Consider the following 22,019-nt stretch of genomic DNA (forward strand, 5'->3'; position numbering starts at 1 on the left):
ATCGGCGTCTCGGCGCCCAATGTCCTGGACGGTGAGGATGTGGCGCGGATGGCGAAGGACGCGATCGTGTTCGCACTCGCCAACCCGGATCCGGAGGTCGACCCGGCGATCGCCCGGCAGACCGCTGCGGTGGTGGCCACCGGTCGTTCGGACTTCCCCAACCAGATCAACAACGTTCTGGTCTTCCCGGGCGTCTTCCGCGGTCTGTTGGATGCGGCGTCGCGTACGGTGAACACCGAGATGATGCTGGCTGCGGCCCGCGCGCTCGCCGAGGTCGTGCTGGACGACGAGGTCAACCCGAACTACATCATCCCCAGCGTCTTCAACGAGAAGGTCGCGGGAGCGGTGGCCGGTGCGGTGCGGAACGCGGCGAAGGCCGCCGACCCGGCTGTGACGGCTGCCACGACGGTCTGAGTCCGGCGCGTCGCGGGACACGCCCTCAGCGGGCCACCCATAGGGTGGCGGGTGACCCTCCAGGGTGCCGGATTGGCTTTACCGCCGCAGGTGGGGGCAGGATGCTCTCCCAAGGACATTGTCCAGGGGGACCCCAGGCGCGAGGGAGCTGAAGGACGGACCCGGTTCCGGGGACCGTTCGAGGGCCCTGGCAGCATCGGCTTCGATCTCACGCCTCATTGGCAAGAAGAACACGGGAGTACATACATGAACCGCAGTGAGCTGGTGGCCGCTCTGGCCGATCGCGCCGAGGTGACCCGCAAGGACGCCGACGCCGTTCTGGCCGCGCTTGCCGAGACCGTCGGCGAGGTCGTCGCCAAGGGCGACGAGAAGGTCACCATCCCCGGCTTCCTGACCTTCGAGCGCACCCACCGTGCCGCTCGCACCGCGCGCAACCCGCAGACCGGTGAGCCGATCCAGATCGCGGCCGGCTACAGCGTGAAGGTGTCCGCGGGCTCCAAGCTCAAGGAAGCCGCCAAGGGCAAGTAAGGCCCTTCCTACGGCGCAAAGGGCGGCCACCCCTCTCCCGGGGTGGCCGCCCTTTCGTATGCCCGCCCACGGCGCGCTCAGGCGGCCCGGGGGAACGGCAGGTCGGTGAGCTCCACGTCCTCCAGCGACGCCACCACGGCCGTACGGGGGCCGGGGACGATGCCCGGCACCGTCGGCACCGCGAGCAGCCGGCAGCCCGCGGCCAGCGCGGCGGCGGCGCCGGTCGGGGTGTCCTCGACGGCCAGGCAGCGGGCCGGGTCGACGCCGAGGCGGGCCGCGGCGGCCAGGTACGGGTCCGGGTGCGGTTTGCCGCGCGGTGCCTCGCCGGAGGTCACCGACAGCGCGAAGCGGTGTGCCCCCAGGGTGCGCAGCACCAGATCGGCGACATGCCGCTCCGAGGCGGTGACCAGGGCCGCCGGTATGCCGAGCGCCCGGGCCCGGTCCAGCAGCCGCAGCGCGCCCGGCCGGACGGTGACCCCGGCCGCGACCCGGGCGGTGAAGTCCCGGTCCAGGAGGGCGGCCGTCCGGGTGATGCCGATGCGGATGCCGTGATCGCGCACCAGGCGCTCGGCGGCGGCGTCGATCGGGGCACCGGCGAACGAGGTGACCAGCTCGTCGGAGGCCGGGGCGCCCTGGTCGCGCAGGAAACCGGCCACGGCCTCCAGCCACTGGTGCTCGGTGTCGACGAGGGTGCCGTCCATGTCGCACAGCAGGGCGGCGGGCAGCGCGCGGTCGGGGGGAGTGGGCATGCGGACTCGCTGTTCGGTAGGGGAGCGGGTACGTACGGGTGGGCCGGACGGGAGCGGGGTCAGTCGGCCGGGGTGCGGGCCAGGGGGTTGGCCTGGGTGGAGTTGCGCACGGTGAAGACCACCGCGCCGGGGCGGTAGCGGTCGTCGGAGGTCTCGACCGGGCGGCCCTCCGCGGTGGTCGTCGTACGGCGCACCCGCAGCAGCGGGCTGCCCCGTCGCACCCGCAACTCCCGGGCGTCGGCGGTGCCCGCGGCGACCGCGTCGAGATGGTGCTCGCCGTGCGCGAAGACCACGCCGTGGGAATCGAGGAGGGCCTGGGTGACCGACTCGCAGTCGGCCGGCAGTGCCTCGACGGCCTCGGCGATCCAGCCCGCGTAGACGGTCCGCTCCAGCAGGACGGGTGCGCCGTCCAGCGTTCGCAGTCGCCACACCCGCAGGACCTCGGCGCCCGGTGCCAGCTGGAGCAGTGCGGCCTCCCCGCCGTCCGCGGCGCCGCGGACGGCCTCCAGGACCCGGCCGCCGGGGGAGTGGCCGCCGGCCCGCGCCCACTGGGCGAAGCTGCGCAGCGCGGTGAAGCTCTGGCTGGGCGCGGTGCTCAGCACGATGTGCCGGGCGCCCTGGCGGGAGCCGATCAGCCCCTCGGCGAGCAGCGCGGCCAGCGCCTGGCGGACCGTACCGCGGGAGACGCCGTGGGTGGCGGCCAGTTCGGTCTCCGAGGGCAGCGCGCTGCCCAAGGGGAGGTGGCCGTCGGTGATCGCCCGGCGCAGTACCTCGGCGATCTGCTGGTGGCGTCGGGTCAACGGGGCTCCTTGCGGGTCAGTTCCCTGTGCACAGGATGACTTGTCCACGCAGGTACGGGGTATGCGTCTGACCGCTCTGCGAAGCTCTAAACCTCTTCCATCATAACGCTTATGACCTGCGGTTTTACTATTCACCAGGGGTTGGTGCCGGGGTCGACTTGAGGTTGGTTTGACGGGGCCTACTGACGGCGGCTTGTTCATACAAGTGGAGAGCCGAAGACCCAGGAGTACCGACGTGAAGCCACCCCGACCGGCCGGCCGGCGCCGCGCGCTCGCCGCCTGCGCCGCCGCTCTCGTGGCCGCCCCGGCCGCCGCCGGTGCGGCTACGCCCCGGCCGCCGTCACCAGCAAGGCGGCCACCGCCCGGTCGGCCGCGGACCTCGGCGGGATGGCCGCCCTCGTCAAGGCAGCCAAGAAGGAAGGCCGGCTCAACGTCTATGCCCTCGCCCCCGATTGGGCGAACTACGGCGAGATGATCCGGACCTTCGAGCGCAGGTACGGCATCCGGGTCCACAACGAGAACCCCGGCGGCACCGCGCCGCCGCCATGCTCAGCCTGCTCCTCACCTGGGGGCTGCTGCTCCTGCTCACCACCGTGGCCGGCGGCCGGGCCCGCCGGGCCCGCAAGCAAAGGAGGAACGCATGACCGTCCCGGTGCAACTCCGAGGAATGCGCCGGGAGTTGGGCGGTCGACGTACTGCTGCGGCCGGAGGGGCTCGCCATCCGTACGGACGCGGACGCGGAGGGGACGACCGCGACCGTACGGGTGGCGACCTTCCTGGGAGCCACCACCCGGCTCCACCTCACCACCGAGTCCGGCGTCCCGGTCAAGGCCGACCTGCCCAGTTGGGAGGCGCCCGACCTGACGGCGGGCGCCCGCTGCACGGTGCTCCCGCACGAGAAGCCGGTGCTGGTGGCCGAGCGGGCGGGGTGAGTTGAGGTGGGGCGCGTCCCACCTGCAACCGCCGATGGTTCTTCGGTGCCGCCTCCAGGCGGGCATGCGAACGGCCGCCCTCCTGGCAGTGGGAGGGCGGCCGTCCGGCTTGTCTCAGCGGTGGAACTCTCCGCCCTTGACGGCAGCGACGAACGATGACCAGCCGTCCGCCGAGAACATCAGCGCCGGGCCCTGGGGGGCCTTGCTGTCTCGGACGGGGACATAGCCGGGGACGTTGTCGGCGGCCTCGACGCAGTTGCCCCCGCCATTGCTGTAGGAGGACTTGAACCAGTTGGCGCCCTCCAGGTCCGATGCCGTCACCTTGACAGGGTCGATCTTCATTCTGTGATCTCTCTCGCTAGTTGGTGCAGGAATTTCGGGGTGTCGCAGGGGGGCAGGGCCGAGGCCACCATGGCGTCGAACATGCGAGAGAACCGCCCGACCTCGCGAGGCTTGTCCGTGACCGCGACGGTGAACCATGCGGTATCAGTCTGGACGGTTGTCGGCAGACCGTCGCCAAGGGTCATGATGTTGACATCGTGAAACGCAACGTAGCCGCGCCCCGTCTGGGGCAGGACTTGCAGGGTCACGTTCTCCATGGCGGCCAACTCGGCAAGCGCGGCGTACTGCTCCCGCATCACGTCTGAGTCGCCGATGGCATAGCGCAATGCCGGCTCATACAGGACTGCCCATACCTTTATCGAGTCGTCATCGCGCGTCACCGCCTCCTTCCGCTTCATACGAAGCTGCACGCTCTGTTGCACAAACTCCGTGGTCGTCTCGTCGATGGGCTTGTGCAGGTCGTGCACGGCTTGCGCATACGCCTCGGTCTGGAGAAGTCCGGGAACGACAGTCGGGTGAAAGATACGGATCTCCCGCGCTGCGGACTCAACGCCGAGGAATCGCGGCATGCCGGACAACATGGTGGTACCCGTACCGGTCCACCACTCACGGCTCGACGCCTCGCGCTGGACGGCGACCAGCCTGTCCACCTGCTCCTCGTCGGTGACGCCGTAGCGCTCCAGCAACTCTCTTAGGTGCCCGGCCTGTCGGAAGGACTTCCAACCGGTCTCGACGCGCTGGAGCGTGCTCTCGTCGAAGTGCAGGTCCACAACTGCCTCCGCGATCGTCAGACCTGCCGCCTTGCGGAGCTGGCGCAGTTCGTGTCCCAGCCCGATGCGCCTGGCGGTCGGCTGCGGTCTTGCGGCCATGTGCGCTCCATTCTTGCGCAGGTGCGCGCCGTTGCCTGCCTCGTGTTCAGCCTGGCATGCGATGCGCACGGTGCAGAAGCCATGCGCACGCCTTGGCATGTGCCATTTCTGGTTCCGAGACTGATTCCCAGCAGATTCTGTTGCCTTCAACTCTCCCGCACGAGACGGTGGTTGAGCCATGGGGCGCCTTCAGGGAGCGACGTGGAGGTGTGGCGTGACGAACGGGTTCAGGCCGCATGCGCTCATGGCTGTAGAAGCCCACGTGCCACGTGAGAACCCCCGCGACGCGGCGAACGTCCGGGGGCACGGCCGTCAACCACAAGGGAGTTGACAACATGACCAACGCTACAGCGAGGTTCTTCATCGACACCGGGCTGCGCCGGATCCACCATCCGGAGGTGGCGAGTTGACGCCCCGCGACTGCCGCCCCGTTCACCTGGTGGACCCGGTTCCGGTGCCGGAGCCCGAGCCGGTCGCCGGGTGCGACGTGTGCGCGGCCCTGGCCGGACAGCGTGCGGCGGCGCGTTCCGTCGGGGACCGGACGACGGCGGTCGACTGCAATGTCGAGATCCGTCGCCACCCCCACCCCGGGGCGGTGCGCACATGAGCGCGGGCGGGTGGTCGCGCTGGTGCGGCCGGGCCGAGGAGGCGTGGCACCGGCACGTCAGGTATCGGGAGTTGTACCGGCAGCTCGATCTCGTGCGGGCGGAACTCAGGGCCCGTACCGCGTGGGTGGACGAGCTGACCGAGGAGGAGGTCGCGGAGGTGCTGCGCGGCCTGGGCGGGTGCGTCGACGCGATGCGGGCAGCGGGCGGCGAGGCCCCGGACCGTCCGGAGGGCGCGGCATGAGGGCGCGTGGGGGAGGCGGCGGGTCAGCGCCGACGCCCTCCCCGACGCGCGCGATGCGGGCGACGGGCGGCGGCGCCGGCGCGTCCGTGTCGGATCGCGCCCGGCTCAGCCGCGCGCCGTGCCGGCCGACCTCAGCCCCGGGGCGACCCGTTGGGGAGTTCGACCTTCGCGCCCAGTTCGACGAGCTTCTCCATGAAGTTCTCGTAGCCGCGGTTGATCAGGTCGATGCCGTGCACCCGGGAGGTGCCCTGCGCCGCCAGCGCCGCGATCAGGTACGAGAAGCCGCCGCGCAGGTCGGGGATGACCAGGTCGGAGCCCTGGAGCCGGGTGGGGCCGGAGACGACCGCGGAGTGCAGGAAGTTGCGCTGGCCGAAGCGGCAGGCGGAGCCGCCCAGGCACTCGCGGTAGAGCTGGATGTGCGCGCCCATCTGGTTGAGCGCGGAGGTGAAGCCGAGCCGGGACTCGTAGACCGTCTCGTGGACGATCGACAGGCCCGAGGCCTGGGTGAGGGCGACCACCAGGGGCTGCTGCCAGTCGGTCTGGAAGCCGGGGTGGACGTCGGTCTCCAGGGCGATGGCGTTGAGCGAGCCGCCCGGGTGCCAGAAGCGGATGCCCTCGTCGTCGATCTCGAAGGCGCCGCCGACCTTACGGAAGGTGTTCAGGAACGTCATCATCGACCGCTGGTGCGCGCCGCGGACGTAGATGTTGCCCTCGGTCGCCAGCGCCGCGGACGCCCAGGAGGCGGCCTCCAGACGGTCCGGGAGAGCGCGGTGGGTGTAGCCGTCGAGCTTGTCGACACCGGTGATCCGGATCGTCCGGTCGGTGTCCATGGAGATGATCGCGCCCATCTTCTGGAGCACGCAGATCAGGTCCTCGATCTCCGGCTCCACTGCGGCGTTCGACAGCTCGGTGACGCCCTCGGCCAGTACGGCCGTCAGCAGCACCTGCTCGGTCGAGCCGACCGACGGGTACGGCAGCCGGATCTTGCAGCCGCGCAGCCGCTGCGGGGCCTCCAGGTACTGCCCGTCGGCGCGCTTCTCGATCTTCGCGCCGAACTGCCGCAGCACGTCGAAGTGGAAGTCCACCGGCCGGCCGCCGATGTCGCAGCCGCCCAGGCCCGGGATGAAGGCGTGGCCCAGCCGGTGCAGCAGCGGGCCGCAGAACAGGATCGGGATCCGCGAGGAGCCGGCGTGCGCGTCGATGTCCGCGACGTTGGCGCTCTCCACGTGCGACGGGTCGAGGACCAGCTCGCCCGGCTCGTCCCCGGGACGCACCGTGACGCCGTGCAGCTGGAGCAGTCCGCGCACCACGCGTACGTCACGGATGTCGGGCACGTTGCGCAGCCGGCTGGGACCGCTGCCGAGGAGGGCGGCGACCATGGCCTTGGGCACAAGGTTCTTCGCACCGCGAACCCGGATCTCGCCCTCCAGCGGGGTGCCGCCGTGGACAAGCAGTACGTCGTCAGTAGAGACGGTCATGGATCTCGCGTTCCTGGAGTCGGTCAGGGCCAGGGGAAATGGTAAGGGCGGCCGAGGGGGTGCCCGTATGGCCGTGCGGGGGTAAGGCATGTAATGGCTTTGCCACAACACGCTCCGCTACGATCACGCTTTGATTCGTAATCGCCATTTGGTGGGGAATGCGCAGGATGTCGTGATTGCGGCATCCGGCGCGGACGTCGTGCGCCGGTGCTGCCGCCGTACGCCCTGCCCTGCTCTCGCAACGGTCCCGGCGTCGACTCCCCGCTCGGGGCAGAAGTGCGGGATCATGTGGCCATGACCGAGGTGTCCTCGCTCACAGGCCGGCTGCTCGTCGCCACACCCGCACTCGCCGACCCGAATTTCGACCGCGCGGTGGTGCTCCTCCTCGACCACGACGAGGAGGGCTCCCTCGGCGTGATCCTGAACCGCCCCACACCGGTCGGCGTCGCGGACATCCTCGCCCCCTGGGCCGAACTCGCCGGGGAGCCGGGAGTGGTCTTCCAGGGCGGCCCGGTCTCGCTGGACTCGGCGCTCGGGGTGGCCGTGGTGCCCGGCGGGCTGCCCGGCGACAGCGGCGTCCCGTCCATGGAAGACAGCGGCGTCCCGTCCATGGAGGGCGGCGCCCATACGGACCGCGCGGGCGGCGACCCGGCCGGGGCGCGGGCCATGGGGACGCCGGACGACCCGGCGGCCGGGGACGAGCCACTGGGCTGGCGCCGGGTGCACGGTGCGATCGGACTGGTGGATCTGGAGGCCCCGCCGGAGCTGCTCGCGGCGGTGCTCGGCAGCCTGCGGATCTTCGCCGGGTACGCGGGCTGGGGGCCCGGCCAGCTGGAGGACGAGCTGGTGGAGGGCGCCTGGTACGTCGTCGAGTCCGAGCCGGGCGACGTCTCCTCGCCCGATCCCGAGCAGTTGTGGCGGGCGGTGCTGCGGCGGCAGCGGAACGAACTGGCGATGGTGGCCACGTATCCGGACGACCCGTCGCTGAACTGACCCGGGGCCCGTCGCGGCCCGTTCAGCAGGGGGCGTGCGCGCCCCCATACCCGCCGGGTGGTGCGCCCGGGAGCGCGCCGGGCACTTTGTGACGGCTTCGTCATGGGGGATTGTCAGACCTCGTCGCTATCGTTCGTTGTGTCAGGCAACAATGCGCGGTCGCTCCCCGGGCTCTCGGCTCCTCCCCCAAGCTCTCGACTGCGCTCGAACAGGGGACCCCCATGCGCAGGGGACACCCCGACCGGGGCCGCGCCGGACGGACAGGAGAGAGCGCCATGCACAGGCCGAGTGTGCCCGAGGATCTGGATCACCCGGAGCAGCTGTGGGCGCGGGCCGCGACGCTGGCGGTGGTGGCCTCGGCCCTGGACGACTGGGACGAGTTCACCTGGGGTCCCGGCGGCTTGCAGTGCTGGAACGACGGCAGCGCCTACTGGTGGCGGCTGAAGCTCTACGACGACGGCCGCGCGGTGCTCTGCGGCCAGGACTCGGACGGCAGCTACACGCACAGCGGCGACCGGCAGATCGACTTCCTGGCCGGCGGCCCCGAGTGGCTGCCCTGGGAGCGGCTGCGGGACGACGCCCAGGGGAATCTCTTCGGGTTCGTCTACTGGTACGAGGACGGTGCCTGGGCCCGCGCCCCGTATCCGGCGGCGATGCCGGACGACGGGCTGGCGATGGCGATGAGCTGGGCGGCGCCCGGCGACGAGGCGATCGACGAGATCGTCGAGCACCTGGTGGCGCGGACGGAGACGGAGGTCGACGCGGCGGCGGCGGTCCGCGCGTTCATCGCCGCGGCCCGGGCCCGGACGGTCGGCGCGCAGGACATATCGGCGCTGCTGGACGCGGTCTGCGGCCAGGACTGCTGGTACGAGGTCCGCCCGGAGGCCGGGCTGGCGTTCGCCGCGGAGCTCGGGCTGACGGCCGGGGACCGGGGCGGTGTGCCGGTGGCCGCGCCGTAGCGGCGGGCCGGGCGCGGCAGTGCCCCGGCAGCACCGCCTGCCGGAGCCGAGCGCCCACCGCGGCACCGTCGCCCTGGCGCGGAACAACTCGGCGCTCTACCCGGGCAGCGCGGTCGGCTCCGCGCCCGGCGGGCTGGCGCCGGTGTTTGGACCGGCGCCGTCCGCGCCGCCCCGGGCGGCGGCCGGACCGGCGCTGCACCTGGCGGCGGGCCGACGCTCCCGGCGCGCGGCGCGCGTGAGTACCCTTGGCTGTTATGAGCACTCTTGAGCCCGAGCGCGGGGCAGGTACGGGGACCCTCGTAGAGCCGACACCGCAGGTGTCGCACGGCGACGGCGACCACGAGCGCTTCGCCCACTACGTCCAGAAGGACAAGATCATGGCGAGCGCGCTCGACGGCACCCCCGTCGTGGCGCTCTGCGGCAAGGTCTGGGTCCCGGGTCGCGACCCGAAGAAGTACCCGGTCTGCCCCATGTGCAAGGAGATCTTCGAGTCCATGGGCGCCGGTGGCGACAAGGACAAGGGCGGCAAGGACGGCGGCAAGAAGTAGCCGCAGGCCCAGCGCCCCGGGCCGCTTCGCCGTACCTCCGGGTCCGGGTCCCTCGCGGACCCGGACCCGTCGGCGTCCCCGGTCCGCGGGACCGGCCGGCCAGGCCGGAACACCGACCGACGCGGCGGGTTTTCCGCCGTGCCGGGGCGGTGAGGATTGACGCCGTGACAGAAGTACGGACCAATCCTGACCGCGACGGCGACACGGGTCTGATCCCGGCACCGCTGAGCGTCGACGGGCCGCACCCCGGGACCGTACGGCTCGGCGGGCAGACCGCGCTGGCCGCCGCCCCCGGGACCGAGGACACCGCGCGCTGGCTGCGCGCCACCCTCGGCGACGCCTTCGGGCTGCCGCTGCCGCCCGGCTCCGGCGAGGCGTCCGACACCCTCGCGCTGGCCCTCGACCCGGCCCTGCCCGCGGAGGGCTACCGCCTGGAGGCGGACGCCCGCTGGGGCGTGCGCATCGCCGGCGGCGGCCCGGCCGGCGTCTTCTGGGGCGCCCAGACGCTCCGTCAGCTCCTCGGCCCGGACGCCTTCCGCCGCGCCCCGCTCGCCCCCGGCCGGCCGGCCACCCTGCCCGAGCAGACCGTCGAGGACGCCCCGCGCTTCGGCTGGCGCGGCCTGATGCTCGACGTCGCCCGGCACTTCCTGCCCAAGGACGGGGTGCTGCGCTACGTCGACCTGCTGGCCGCGCACAAGCTGAACGTCCTGCACCTCCACCTCACCGACGACCAGGGCTGGCGGATCGAGATCCGCCGCTACCCGAAGCTGACCGAAACCGGTGCCTGGCGCGAGCGCACCAAGCTCGGCCACCGGGCCTCCCCCCTCTGGGACCCGCGCCCGCACGGCGGTTACTACACCCAGGACGACCTCCGCGAGATCGTCGCCTACGCCGCGCGGCGGCAGATCACCGTCGTCCCCGAGATCGACGTCCCCGGCCACTCCCAGGCCGCCATCGCGGCATATCCGGAACTGGGCAACACCGACGTCATCGACACCACCTCCCTGAAGGTCTGGGACACCTGGGGCGTCAACCCCAACGTACTGGCGCCCACCGACACCACCCTGCGCTTCTACGAGCACGTGCTGGAGGAGGTGCTGGAGCTCTTCCCCTCGCGGTTCGTGCACCTCGGGGGCGACGAGTGCCCCAAGGACCAGTGGAAGGCGTCGCCGGCCGCCCAGGAGCGGATCGCCGCACTGTCCCTGGACGGTGCGGACGGCCTCCAGAGCTGGTTCGTCCGGCACTTCGACCGCTGGCTCACCGACCGCGGGCGGCGCCTCATCGGCTGGGACGAAATCCTGGAAGGCGGCCTCGCGGAGGGCGCCGCGGTGTCCTCCTGGCGCGGCTGCGCGGGCGGCGTCGCGGCGGCCAAATCCGGCCATGACGTCGTCATGTGCCCCGAGCAGCAGGTGTATCTGGACCACCGTCAGCACGCCTCCCCCGACGAGCCGGTGCCGATCGGCTACGTCCGCACCCTGGAGGACGTCTACCGTTTCGAGCCGGTGCCACCCGAGCTGACGGACGAACAGGCCGCACACGTCCTGGGTACCCAGGCCAATGCCTGGACCGAGGTCATGGACAGTCAGCAGCGCCTCGACTACCAGGTCTTCCCGCGGCTGGCCGCCCTCGCCGAGGTCGCCTGGTCGCGGCTGCCCGCGCCGCCCCTCCGCGACTACCGGGACTTCGCCCACCGGATGAGTGCCCACTACGCCCGGCTCGACGCGCTCGGCGTCGACTACCGCCCGCCCGGCGGCCCCCGCCCGTGGCAGCGGCGTCCCGGCCTGCTCGGACGCCCGATCGACGGGGCGCCCCCGAACGTGTGAGCCGCGGGGCAAGGCAGGCGCCCGTGCGGCCGGACCCTGGGACGGTGGTGCCCGGTCACCGGCACCAGCGGACGAAACCGGACCAGCGCCCTCTTCCGGGACGGATCGTCGCTTCGCGGACCCTCGCGTACCGGGCCCGCGAAGATGTGCCAGAGTTGCCACGTCCGGGCTCTGAGCACGTACCGTACGGCGGAGCGGAACTGCCGGGACACCGGGGAAGGGGCAGCTGGGTTGACCACGCACGCACCGCAGGCGTCGCACACGGTGACGTTGCCGGCCTCGCTCGACGAGGCGGTGGCGGCACTGACCGCGATGCCTGCTGCCGTGCCCGTCGCGGGCGGCACGGATCTCATGGCGGCGGTCAACGCCGGACTCCTCAGACCGGCCGGCCTGGTGGGCCTCGGCCGGATCAGCGAGATCCGCGGCTGGCAGTACCTGGACGGCCATGCGCTGCTCGGCGCCGGCCTCACCCTCGCCCGTATGGGACGCCCGGACTTCGCCGCCCTCATCCCGGGCCTGGCCGCCGCCGCCCGCGCGGCCGGCCCGCCGCAGATCCGCAACGCCGGGACCCTCGGCGGCAACATCGTGACCTCCGCCCCTACCGGCGACACCCTCCCGGTGCTCGCCGCCCTGGAGGCCACGCTCGTCATCGCCGGCCCCGAGGGCAGCCGCCGCGAGATCCCGGTCAGCCATCTGCTGACCGGCCGCGAGATGCTCCAGCCCGGCGAACTCGTCGGCTTCGTACGGGTGCCGCTGCTGCACGCCCCGCAGACCTTCCTCAAGGCCACCGGGCGCACCGGCCCCGGCCGGGCCACCGCCTCCGTCGCGCTGGTCCTGGACCCAGCCCGGCGCAATGTGCGCTGCGCGGTCGGCGCGGTCGCCGCGATGCCGCTGCGCCCCCTGGAGGCCGAGCAGTGGGTGGCCTCGCTCATCGACTGGGACGGCGAACGCGGCCTGGTCCCCGAGGCGCTGGCCGCCTTCGGCGACTACGTGGCCGCCGCCTGCATCCCCGACCCGGCGCCGCCGCAGGACGGTTCGGAACCGGCGGCCCTGCCGCCGGCCGCGCTGCACCTGCGCCGTACGGTGGCAGCACTGGCCCGCCGCGCACTTGGGAGGGCGCTCTCGTGACCGACGCCAACAACCGCCATCCGCAGCACCCGCACCCCGAACAGGGCTGGCAGCGGCTCCCCCAGGGAGGCGAGTACGAGTCGGAGGCGACCGCCTTCGTCCAGCTCCCCGAAGGCTTCACCACCGGGGCGTACGGGGCCGGCTACGGCACCCCCGGCCAGGACCCGCTCGCCGCGCCCGGCCACGGCTACACCCCGCCGGCCTCGTTCACCCAGCACACCGCCGCGCCCCAGGTCCCCGGCGCGGCCACCGACCCGGCGGCGACCGGCCAGTGGACGATGCCGTTCGCGGACCCGTCGGGCGGCTACGCGGACCCGTCGGCCGGGTACGCCGGGGCGGGCCGGGCCGGGCACTCCCCGGCCCACCCGAGCCCGTCCGCGGGCTATCAGGCGGGCACCCCGGAAGCGGCTCAGCCGTGGGGCGGTGAGCAGGTCAACTGGCCCGTCGCGGGCAGCGCGGAGGCCACCGGCGGCGCCTGGACGGTCCCGGCCGCCGACGACGCCCTGGAGGAGTCCGGCGAGTACCTGGTCGGCGACGACCGGCCCACCGGGCACGGCGGCGCCGCGCTCTACGAGGACGGCGGCTACGGCGGATACGGCGCGACGCCGCACGCCGGCACCGGGCAGCCGGGTGGCACCGGGCACTGGAACTTCGCGGCCGGCCTGAACGCCACGGGCGGCGCCGGCGGGGCGGCCGACACGGGCGGTGCCGGCGAGCAGTTCGCCGCTCCCGCGGCGGACCCGTACCCGGCGGAACCCGCCCCGACCACCGGGACGGGCGGCGCGACCGGGCACTGGTCGCTGCCGGCCGACGCGCTGGCCCAGTGGCCGCCGGCCCCGCCCCAGGAGGACCCGGCGGCCCGCCAGGAGGCACCCGCGGACGTCCCCGCGGCCGGCACCACCGGGAGCTGGACGATCCCGGCGGCGGACGGCGAACAGCCGGACACCTCCGGGGAGTTCATGATCGACCCCGGTGCGGTGGCCGCCGCGCCGGCAGCCGGGCCCGCGCCCGCCGGGCAGCACGCACCCGCCGGACACGGCGCGCCCGTCGAGCACGCCGCCTCCGTCGAGCACGCCGTCTCCGTCGAGCACGCCGCGCCCGCCGAACCGGCCGTTGCCGACGCCATGGACGCCCCCGGTGCCGCCGAGGTGCCCGAGGAAGCCGCCGCGGCGCACCGCCCCGCGGCGGATCCCGGGCCCGCCGGACCGACCGGACCGGCAGATGCCGCAGACGCCGCAGACGCCTCGGATGTCGCGAATGCCGCCGAAGAGCCGGAACCGGCCGGACCCGTCGTCGCGGTCGCCGAGGCGCACCCCGCCCCGGCCCCCGGCGACCCCGCGGGGCCCGACGCCCACGACGAACACCCCTCGATCTCCTACGTGCTGCGGGTGAACGGCGTCGACCGGCCGGTCACCGACGCCTGGATCGGGGAGTCGCTGCTCTACGTGCTGCGCGAGCGGCTCGGCCTGGCCGGTGCCAAGGACGGCTGCTCCCAGGGGGAGTGCGGGGCCTGCTCGGTCCAGGTGGACGGGCGGCTGGTCGCGTCCTGCCTGGTGCCCGCCGCCACCTCGGCGGGCAGCGAGGTCCGCACCGTCGAGGGCCTCGCGCAGAACGGCGTGCCCTCCGACGTGCAGCGCGCCCTGGCCGCCTCCGGGGCCGTGCAGTGCGGCTTCTGCGTACCGGGCATGGCGATGACCGTGCACGACCTCCTGGAGGGCAACCACGCCCCCACGGAGCTGGAGACCCGTAAGGCGCTCTGCGGCAACCTCTGCCGCTGCTCCGGCTACCGGGGCGTCCTGGACGCCGTCGCCGACGTCGTCCAGGCCCGCGCCGAGGCGGCGGAGCCGGCGGGGGCAGCCGAGGCAGCCCCCGAGGCACCGGCCGAAACCGCGCGCATCCCCCACCAGGCGGGTCCCGCCGACCCGATGGAGGGCGCACCGCACCAGCATCCGCAGCCGGGGGGTGCCGGGTGAGCGAGCGCAGCACGGGGGTCCTCCCGGCCGGGGGCCGGGGGAGAGTTGTCGAAGGGGGCCCGTCCCGCGCATGCGGGGGCGGGCGAAGCGAGGGATCGGCATGAGTGGTACGAGCGACGGCGCGGGCGCCGTCACCGCGACTCCCGCAGCGGGCGTCCAGATCCCCGTCGAGCCGCCGCCGCACGGCCTGGGTGTCTCGCTGCCGTCGGCCGACGCCCCGGCGAAGACCGAGGGCACCTTCCCGTACGCCGCGGACCTGTGGGCGGAGGGGCTGCTGTGGGCGGCGGTGCTGCGCTCGCCGCACCCCCGGGCGCGGATCCGGTCCGTCGACACCCGCTACGCGACCGAGATGCCAGGCGTGCGCGCCGTGGTGACGCACGAGGACGTGCCCGGCGACAAGGGGCACGGCCGGGGCACCGCCGACCGGCCGGTCTTCGCCCACGACGAGGTCCGCTACCACGGTGAGCCGATCGCCGCGGTGGCCGCCGACCACCCGGACACGGCACGGCTGGCCGCCGCCGCCATCGCCGTCGAGTACGAGCTGCTGGACGCCGTCACCGATCCCCAACTCGCCTTCGAGGCCGAGCCGCTGCACCCCGACGGCAACCTCATCCGGCACATCCCGCTCCGCTTCGGCGACCCCGAGGCGGTCGGCGAGGTCATGGTGGAGGGGTTCTACCGGATCGGCCGCCAGGACCCGGCGCCCATCGGGGCCGAGGCCGGGCTCGCGGTGCCGCGCCCCGACGGCGGGGTGGAGATCTACACCGCCTCCACGGACCCGCACACCGACCGCGATCTGGCTGCCGCCTCCTTCGGGCTGGAGCCGGATCAGGTCAAGGTCGTGGTGACCGGCGTGCCCGGCGCCACCGCCGACCGCGAGGACCCCGGCATCCAGCTGTCCCTGGGGCTGCTGGCGCTGCGTACGGGCTGCCCGGTCAAACTGGCCGCCACCCGGGAGGAGTCCTTCCTCGCGCACTCCCACCGCCACCCCACGCTGCTGCGCTACCGGCACCACGCCGACGCCGAGGGCAGGTTGGTCAAGGTCGAGGCGCAGATCCTGATGGACGCCGGCGCCTACGCGGAGACCTCCGCCGAGGCGCTGGCCGCCGCCGTCTCGTTCGCCTGCGGCCCGTACGTCGTCCCGCACGCCGTCGTCGAGGGCTGGGCGGTGCGCACCAACAACCCGCCGTCCGGCCATATGCGCGGGGAGGGGGCGCTCCAGGTCTGCGCCGCCTACGAAGGCCAGATGGACAAGCTGGCCGCCCAGTTGGGCATCGAGCCCGACGAGATCCGCCTGCGCAACATCATGGCCACCGGCGATCTGCTCCCCACGGGGCAGACCGTCACCTGCCCCGCGCCGGTCGCCGAACTGCTGCGCGCCGTCAAGGAGGCGCCGCTGCCCGAACTGCCCAAGGACACCCCGGAAGCGGAGTGGCTGCTGCCGGGCGGGCCCGAGGGCGCGGGCGAGCCCGGTGCGGTACGGCGCGGTGTCGGCTACGCCCTCGGCATGGTGCACATGCTGGGCGCGGAGGGCACCGACGAGGTGTCGACCGCCACCGTCAAGGTCAGCGGCTCGGTCGCCACCGTCATCTGCGCGGCCGTGGAGACCGGTTCCGGGTTCTCCACCCTGGCGCGGCAGATCGTCCAGGAGACCCTGGGCGTCGACGAGGTGCACGTAGCGGGCGTCGACACCGACCAGCCGCCGGCCGGCCGGGCCTGCCACGGGCGGCACACCTGGGTCTCCGGAGGCGCCGTCGAGCGCGCCGCCAAGATGGTCCGTACGCAGCTGTTGCAGCCGCTGGCCCACAAGTTCGGGATGTCCACCGAGCTGCTCCAGATCACCGACGGCAAGATCACCTCCTACGACGGGGTGCTCAGCACCACCGTCGCCGAGGCGCTGGACGGCAAGGAACTGTGGGCCACCGCCCAGTGCCGGCCGCATCCCACCGAGCCGCTGGACGACACCGGCCAGGGTGATGCGTTCGTCGGGCTCGCCTTCTGCGCCATCCGCTGCGTCGCGGACGTCGACATCGAGCTGGGCACCATCCGCGTGGTGGAGATGACCGTGGCCCAGGACGTGGGCCGGGTGCTCAATCCGGCCCAGCTGCGGGCCCGTATCGAGGCCGGGGTCACCCAGGGCCTGGGCGCCGCCCTGATGGAGAACCTGCGCACCACCCGAGGTCAGGTCCGCCACCCGGACCTGACCGGCTACGCGCTGCCGACCGCGCTGGACGCCCCGGACATCCGGATCGTCAAGCTCGTCGAGGAGCGCGATGTGGTCGCCCCGTTCGGCGCCAAGCCCGCCAGCGCGGTACCGGTCGTCACCGCGCCGGCCGCGGTGGCCTCCGCGGTCCGGGCCGCCACCGGCCGCCCGATCGGCCGGCTCCCGATCCGCCCGCAGGCGGCGGTGGCGCAGACGCCGCAGCAGTAGCCCGCGACCGGCGGCGGTCCGGCGTCCGGCCGTGCCGCCCCCGAGCTGCCTTGCCCGACCCGCATGTCCCGACCTGCATTCTCCGACCTGCGCTTTCACCCTCCGCCACGGCCGTTGTCAGTGGCGTCACTTACCGTCGTTTTCGATGCGCGATGCGGCAGCGCCGGACGTCGGAGCGGTGCCGCGTCGGACCACTGTCGAGTCTGCGGGGGGGGCAGCGATGTGGTACGGGACGGCACAGGAAGGGACCGGCGGGAGCGGCAGGACCAGCGGGAGCAGCAGGACCAGCAGGACCAGGGAAGCCGGGGGGACCGGCGGGAGCGGGGGCCCCGTGCACCGGAAGGCGGTCCCCGCCACCGTCGGGGCCGCCGGCTCGGCATGCCGAGCCGAGGGCGACGAACGGACTTCCTCCGCCCTCCCCGCCGGCCGCCCCGGGCGACCTGCCCAGCTCCGCCGCAAGAGTCCTATCGTGGAGATACACCAGTGGCGACGTCAGGGCGGGAAGGGACGTGGCGGAACCGGAGATCGACTACGCGGCGGTGTTCCAGGCCCTTCCCGGGGCGGTGGCACTGCTGACCCCGCAGCTGATCTACGCGGACGTCAACGACGGGTTCTTGCGCACCTTGGGCCGCACCCGCGAGCAGGTCATCGGCAGCTACCTGCCCGACGACTTCCGCGACAACCCGGACGCCCCTGCCGCGGCCGTCACGCCCAACGTCCAGGCGTCACTGCTCCGGGTGGCGGAAACCGGCGAGCGCGACATCATGGCGGTGCAGCGCGCCGACCTGGAGGCCCCTGAACGGCCCGGGGTACGGGACGAGCGGTACTGGACCTGGATCAACACTCCCGTCTTCGGTCCGGACGGGCGGGTGGCGCTGCTGCTGCACCGGGTGGAGGAGGTCACCGAACTCATCCGCGCCCGTGAAGTCGCGCTGAGCCTGCAAGAGGCCATGCTGCCCGCTCCCTGCCCGGTCGGGCGCCATCAGGCGGCCGTACGCTACCGGCCCGCCGTCGACACGCTGCACGTGTGCGGCGACTGGTACGACCTGGTCGACCTGCCCGGCGACCGCATCGCCATCGCCGTCGGCGACGTTGTCGGCCACGGCCTGACTGCGGCCAAAGTCATGGGACAACTGCGCAGCGCGCTCAGCGCCGCCTGCCGCGCCGCCGACGGTCCCGGCAGGGCCCTGGAGGTCCTCGGGCTGTACGCCCGCTCCATCGCCGGCGCCGAGAACACCACGGTGGCCACGACGTTCATCGACTGGGACACCCACACCGTCACGTACAGCAGCGCCGGCCACCCTCCACCCGCCCTCCTGCAGAGGGACGGCACCGTGGAGTTCCTGGACCAGGCCACCGACCCCCCACTCGGCGCCCGCCCTGAACACGCCCCCCGGCCCCAGGCCACCGTGCCCTTCACCGAGGGCGACGTCCTCGCGCTGTACACCGACGGCCTGATCGAACGCCGCCGCGAAGACATCGACACCGGCCTCGCGCGGCTCGCCGATTCCCTGGCTCGCCACCAGGCAGCCGCCCCCGAAACCCTCGCCGACGCCCTGCTGGCCGACCTGCTCCCGCCCGGCGGAGTCACCGACGACACCGCCCTGGTCATCGAGCGCCTTTGACCCGGCCTGCCACCTCCGCAGCAGCGCGCTCCGTCCAGACCACATCGGCGCCTGAGCGCGGGAGGGGCCGGACTGGAGCGCCCATGGGCTTCCGCCATGGGGAAGTCGGGCCTCGGGGGCCTGTGTCGGGCGTGCCGTGGACAGTGCCCGGGGGGAATTGACGTTGTCTCCCATCCGGGATCTCAGCACGTCGACCTCACAGCCCGGCGCGGTCGGGTCGAAGCCGTGCTCGACCGGTCAGCGAATCGCCAGCAGGCTTCGCAACGACCACCACGCGCGGATCACGTCGAGGTCGACGTCGGTGCCGTGGCCGGCGACGACAGCGCCGAGGTGCTCCTCGTGTCCGAGCGTCAAGGTCTGGCAATACAGGGACGGACCGCCCGGCCGATGACGACGGCGCGGCCGGCGCCCTCGTACCGGCCAACTGAGACGGGAACAGAGACGGACGACCACAAGGGCGGCACCCCTCATGGGGCGCCGCACTTTTCTTCTGCCTGGTCAAGGCGGTAGAGGCCGTGGCGGGATTCGAACCCACGTAACTCGCTTTGCAGGCGAGCCCCTGAACCACTCGGGCACACGGCCGGGTTGCGGTGCGCTTCCGACTCTAGGCCGCGGGGTGGGGGGCCGGGCAAGGGCGCCGGGCGGGCTGCCACGATGCTGCAACACGCGGTTCACGAACGGGCGTCGGGCGGTGTTCGGGCGGCCTCAGGAGGCGCGGAGGAACTCCCCGACGACGGGGCCGAAGGGCTCCGGCTCCGTCCCTCCAGGGGTAGTTGCCGACGAGGGGCAGCGGGCGCACCCGGGCGTCGGGGAAGGAGGCGGCGACGAGTTCGCCGGCGCGCATCGCGGGCACCGCATTGCGGTTACCGCATCCCGGTCGCCGGTCGCCGGTCACCGCCAGGACCGGGCAGGCCGCCTGCCGCAGCCGGGCATCCAAGAGGCCGCGAAGTGGCGCGAGTTGCCGAACCGGCTCGGGTGACGGCCTTCCTTCCCACCGCCGAGGCGGCGCCGGCCCGCGCGCGTATCGGCTGCGACGACACGGAGATCGCGGTACGCGACCCGGGCCTCCTGGAGTCGGCGGTGCGCCGGCCCGCGGCGGCGGTGTTCGCCCGGGAGGTGCACCGGGACCTCTTGGGCAGGGCGGCGTCGCCGCTCCGGGCTCTGTTGATCAACCACCCGCTCGTCGACGGGAACAAGTCGACGGGAACAAGTCGACGCGAACAGGTCGACGGCAACGAGCGGACCGCCCGGCTGTCGTGCGTGGTGGTGCTGCGGGTGGGCGGGGTGGTGCTGCGCCCTGACATCGGCGCCGCGGAGCGCCTGGTCATCGAGGTGGTCACGGGGGGAGCCGGCGGAGGTGCGCGCCATCGCCGCCCGGCTCCGCGCGCTGCACGCGGCGGCGGCCTCGATGTGACCTCGCTCCCACCCCCGGGTGGGAGCGTGCGGTATCCCCGGAGCGGGCTGCGGCGCACGGGTAGGCTGACGCGGTTGCCGATCGCCGAGTTCAGCCCGACGGAGACCGTGACTACCACCACCAGCGCCACCAACAGTCATCACCTGTCCCCGGCCTTCCCGGGCCGGGCCCCCTGGGGTACCGCGAACAAGCTGCGTGCCTGGCAGCAGGCGGCCATGGACCGGTACATCCAGACCCAGCCGAGAGACTTCCTCGCCGTGGCGACGCCCGGCGCCGGCAAGACCACGTTCGCGCTCACCCTCGCCTCGTGGCTGCTGCACCACCACGTCGTGCAGCAGGTGACCGTCGTCGCGCCGACCGAGCACCTGAAGAAGCAGTGGGCGGAGGCGGCGGCCCGGATCGGGATCAAGCTCGATCCGGAGTACAGCGCGGGGCCGCTGGGCCGGGAGTACCACGGCATCGCGATCACCTACGCCGGTGTCGGGGTGCGGCCGATGCTGCACCGCAACCGCATCGAGCAGCGCAAGACGCTGGTCATCCTCGACGAGATCCACCACGCCGGCGACTCGAAGTCGTGGGGCGAGGCGTGCCTGGAGGCGTTCGAGCCGGCGACCCGGCGGCTGGCGCTGACCGGTACGCCCTTCCGGTCCGACACCAACCCCATCCCGTTCGTGTCCTACGAGGAGGGCAACGACGGGATCCGCCGGTCGTCGGCGGACTACACCTACGGCTACGGGAACGCGCTCGCCGACGGCGTCGTCCGGCCGGTCATCTTCCTCTCCTACAGCGGCAACATGCGCTGGCGGACGAAGGCCGGCGACGAGATCGCGGCGCGGCTCGGCGAGCCGATGACCAAGGACGCGGTCTCGCAGGCGTGGCGCACCGCGCTGGACCCGCGCGGCGACTGGATGCCCAATGTGCTGCGGGCCGCCGACCGGCGGCTGACCGAGGTCCGCAAGGGCATCCCGGACGCCGGTGCCCTGGTCATCGCCTCCGACCAGGAGCAGGCCCGCGCGTACGCCAAGCTGATCCGGGAGATCACCGGCCAGGGCGCGACGCTCGTGCTGTCCGACGACTCCGGCGCCTCGCAGCGCATCGACGACTTCTCGCACTCCGACGACCGCTGGATGGTCGCGGTCCGGATGGTGTCCGAGGGCGTGGACGTGCCGCGGCTCGCGGTCGGCGTCTACGCCACCACGATCTCCACGCCGCTGTTCTTCGCGCAGGCGGTCGGCCGCTTCGTCCGGTCCCGCAAGCGCGGTGAGACCGCGTCCGTCTTCCTGCCCACCGTCCCGATGCTGCTCGGCTTCGCCAACGAGATGGAGGTCGAGCGCGACCACGTCCTCGACAAGCCGAAGAAGGACGGCGAGGAGGACCCGTACGCCGAGTCCGAGAAGGAGATGGACGAGGCGAACAAGGAGCAGGACGAGGACACCGGGGAGCAGGAGCAGTTCTCGTTCGAGGCGCTGGAGTCGGAGGCGGTCTTCGACCGGGTGCTCTACGACGGCGCCGAGTTCGGCATGCAGGCGCACGCGGGCAGCGAGGAGGAGCAGGACTACCTCGGCATCCCCGGCCTGCTGGAGCCCGACCAGGTGCAGATGCTGCTCCAGAAGCGGCAGGCACGGCAGATAGCGCACAGCCGGAAGAAGCCGGACGAGGAGGCGGATCTGCTGGAGATGCCGGCTGAGCGGCGGCCGGTGGTCACGCACAAGGAGCTGCTGGAGCTGCGCAAGCAGCTCAACACGCTGGTGGGCGCCTATGTCCACCAGAGCGGCAAGCCCCACGGGGTGATCCACACCGAGCTGCGCCGGGTGTGCGGCGGGCCGCCGAGCGCGGAGGCGACGGCCGGTCAGCTCAACGAGCGCATCAAGAAGGTGCGGGAGTGGGCCACGCGGATGCGCTGAGCGTCGCGAGGCGGGCCCCGTCGGGCCCCGGCGGGGCGGGCCGCACCGCCCTGCCGGAGGTCACGCCCGGGTAACGGCGAGGTTCCCCACCGCTGGTCAGGGCGGCATCGTGGGTGGATGAAGCGGGATGTTCCGGACGCGGAAGCCCGGATTCTGGACGGACTCTTCCGCTGACCGGACTGGATCGCTACTGTCCCCGACACGCACACGCCCCGTGGCAGCGCCGCCGCGGAGCGCAGCCGGTGCTAGCGGCCGGCGGC

Annotated in this window: 19 protein-coding genes, 1 tRNA gene and 1 pseudogene; 14 read left to right on the top strand and 7 right to left on the bottom strand. The window is 73.1% G+C overall.

Going from position 1 to position 22,019, the window contains the following annotated elements; all coding sequences use genetic code 11:
- Both IEZ17_RS31945 and IEZ17_RS31950 read left to right on the top strand, forming a co-directional pair.
- The coding region (locus tag IEZ17_RS31945; protein ID WP_308427731.1) for a malic enzyme-like NAD(P)-binding protein at nt 1–414 on the top strand (414 nt) is incomplete at its 5' end.
- A 246-nt stretch (nt 415–660) separates the two neighbouring features.
- The gene (locus tag IEZ17_RS31950) at nt 661–942 is read left to right on the top strand and encodes an HU family DNA-binding protein (RefSeq protein ID WP_004951951.1); all 282 of its coding nucleotides are present in this window, start codon (nt 661–663) and stop codon (nt 940–942) included.
- A gap of 77 nt (nt 943–1,019) precedes the next feature.
- Here the strand turns inward: IEZ17_RS31950 and IEZ17_RS31955 are convergent, their stop codons facing one another.
- Both IEZ17_RS31955 and IEZ17_RS31960 read right to left on the bottom strand, forming a co-directional pair.
- The gene (locus IEZ17_RS31955; RefSeq protein ID WP_229852853.1) at nt 1,020–1,691 is read right to left on the bottom strand and encodes an HAD family hydrolase; all 672 of its coding nucleotides are present in this window, start codon (nt 1,689–1,691) and stop codon (nt 1,020–1,022) included.
- 59 nt (nt 1,692–1,750) lie between these two features.
- Nucleotides 1,751–2,491, bottom strand: coding sequence for a GntR family transcriptional regulator (locus tag IEZ17_RS31960; protein WP_189306279.1), 741 nt, complete (start codon nt 2,489–2,491; stop codon nt 1,751–1,753).
- 698 nt (nt 2,492–3,189) lie between these two features.
- On the opposite strand from IEZ17_RS31960, the gene IEZ17_RS31970 reads away from it, so the two are divergent.
- Nucleotides 3,190–3,423 carry a TOBE domain-containing protein gene (locus tag IEZ17_RS31970; protein ID WP_373300014.1) on the top strand — a complete coding sequence of 78 codons (234 nt, stop codon included), beginning with the start codon at nt 3,190–3,192 and terminating at the stop codon, nt 3,421–3,423.
- A 114-nt stretch (nt 3,424–3,537) separates the two neighbouring features.
- Here IEZ17_RS31970 and IEZ17_RS31975 read toward each other — a convergent pair whose 3' ends face one another.
- Nucleotides 3,538–3,765: a DUF397 domain-containing protein gene (locus tag IEZ17_RS31975; protein WP_189306283.1), complete on the bottom strand. Its 228-nt coding sequence runs from the start codon at nt 3,763–3,765 to the stop codon at nt 3,538–3,540.
- Nucleotides 3,762–4,634 carry a helix-turn-helix domain-containing protein gene (locus tag IEZ17_RS31980; protein ID WP_189306406.1) on the bottom strand — a complete coding sequence of 291 codons (873 nt, stop codon included), beginning with the start codon at nt 4,632–4,634 and terminating at the stop codon, nt 3,762–3,764. The genes IEZ17_RS31975 and IEZ17_RS31980 overlap by 4 nt, the downstream gene beginning before the upstream one ends.
- 406 nt (nt 4,635–5,040) lie before the next feature.
- Here IEZ17_RS31980 and IEZ17_RS31985 point away from each other — a divergent pair, with 406 nt between their 5' ends.
- Together IEZ17_RS31985 and IEZ17_RS31990 are read left to right on the top strand one after the other, a co-directional pair.
- On the top strand, nt 5,041–5,241 hold the full coding sequence (locus IEZ17_RS31985; protein ID WP_189306286.1) for a hypothetical protein: 201 nt from the start codon (nt 5,041–5,043) through the stop codon (nt 5,239–5,241).
- Nucleotides 5,238–5,483 (top strand): hypothetical protein, encoded by a 246-nt coding sequence (locus IEZ17_RS31990; protein ID WP_189306288.1) that lies wholly within the window; start codon nt 5,238–5,240, stop codon nt 5,481–5,483. The genes IEZ17_RS31985 and IEZ17_RS31990 overlap by 4 nt, the downstream gene beginning before the upstream one ends.
- Before the next feature lie 131 nt (nt 5,484–5,614).
- On the opposite strand, the gene murA is transcribed toward IEZ17_RS31990, so the two are convergent.
- Nucleotides 5,615–6,961, bottom strand: coding sequence for a UDP-N-acetylglucosamine 1-carboxyvinyltransferase (gene murA / locus IEZ17_RS31995; protein WP_189306290.1), 1,347 nt, complete (start codon nt 6,959–6,961; stop codon nt 5,615–5,617).
- A 294-nt stretch (nt 6,962–7,255) separates the two neighbouring features.
- Here murA and IEZ17_RS32000 point away from each other — a divergent pair, with 294 nt between their 5' ends.
- From IEZ17_RS32000 to IEZ17_RS32035, 8 genes are all read left to right on the top strand, one after another.
- Nucleotides 7,256–7,954: a YqgE/AlgH family protein gene (locus tag IEZ17_RS32000; RefSeq protein WP_189306292.1), complete on the top strand. Its 699-nt coding sequence runs from the start codon at nt 7,256–7,258 to the stop codon at nt 7,952–7,954.
- Between the two features lie 275 nt (nt 7,955–8,229).
- Nucleotides 8,230–8,913, top strand: coding sequence for a hypothetical protein (locus tag IEZ17_RS32005; RefSeq protein WP_189306293.1), 684 nt, complete (start codon nt 8,230–8,232; stop codon nt 8,911–8,913).
- A gap of 254 nt (nt 8,914–9,167) precedes the next feature.
- Complete coding sequence (locus tag IEZ17_RS32010) at nt 9,168–9,461, top strand: DUF3039 domain-containing protein (RefSeq protein WP_026169910.1); 294 nt, start codon at nt 9,168–9,170, stop codon at nt 9,459–9,461.
- 164 nt (nt 9,462–9,625) lie between these two features.
- A complete protein-coding gene (locus IEZ17_RS32015) occupies nt 9,626–11,284 on the top strand; it encodes a beta-N-acetylhexosaminidase (protein ID WP_189306295.1) in 1,659 nt (552 codons plus the stop codon).
- 231 nt (nt 11,285–11,515) lie between these two features.
- Entirely contained in the window at nt 11,516–12,412 is an 897-nt protein-coding gene (locus IEZ17_RS32020) for an FAD binding domain-containing protein (RefSeq protein WP_189306297.1), read from the top strand.
- A complete protein-coding gene (locus IEZ17_RS32025; protein WP_189306299.1) occupies nt 12,409–14,385 on the top strand; it encodes a 2Fe-2S iron-sulfur cluster-binding protein in 1,977 nt (658 codons plus the stop codon). The genes IEZ17_RS32020 and IEZ17_RS32025 overlap by 4 nt, the downstream gene beginning before the upstream one ends.
- A gap of 100 nt (nt 14,386–14,485) precedes the next feature.
- Complete coding sequence (locus IEZ17_RS32030) at nt 14,486–16,816, top strand: xanthine dehydrogenase family protein molybdopterin-binding subunit (RefSeq protein ID WP_189306300.1); 2,331 nt, start codon at nt 14,486–14,488, stop codon at nt 16,814–16,816.
- Between the two features lie 509 nt (nt 16,817–17,325).
- Complete coding sequence (locus IEZ17_RS32035) at nt 17,326–18,441, top strand: PP2C family protein-serine/threonine phosphatase (protein ID WP_189306302.1); 1,116 nt, start codon at nt 17,326–17,328, stop codon at nt 18,439–18,441.
- Between the two features lie 171 nt (nt 18,442–18,612).
- Here the strand turns inward: IEZ17_RS32035 and IEZ17_RS32040 are convergent.
- Together IEZ17_RS32040 and IEZ17_RS32045 are read right to left on the bottom strand one after the other, a co-directional pair.
- Nucleotides 18,613–18,798: pseudogene (locus tag IEZ17_RS32040) on the bottom strand (aminoglycoside phosphotransferase family protein); the annotation flags it as partial.
- A 153-nt stretch (nt 18,799–18,951) separates the two neighbouring features.
- Nucleotides 18,952–19,023, bottom strand: a tRNA-Cys gene (locus IEZ17_RS32045).
- Nucleotides 19,024–19,962: 939 nt separating this feature from the next.
- On the opposite strand from IEZ17_RS32045, the gene IEZ17_RS32050 reads away from it, so the two are divergent.
- On the top strand, nt 19,963–21,759 hold the full coding sequence (locus IEZ17_RS32050; RefSeq protein ID WP_189306407.1) for a DEAD/DEAH box helicase: 1,797 nt from the start codon (nt 19,963–19,965) through the stop codon (nt 21,757–21,759).
- The last annotated feature ends 260 nt before the right edge of the window (nt 21,760–22,019 follow it).

It is taken from the genome of Streptomyces albospinus (genome assembly GCF_014648695.1).
GTDB lineage: Bacteria > Actinomycetota > Actinomycetes > Streptomycetales > Streptomycetaceae > Streptomyces > Streptomyces albospinus.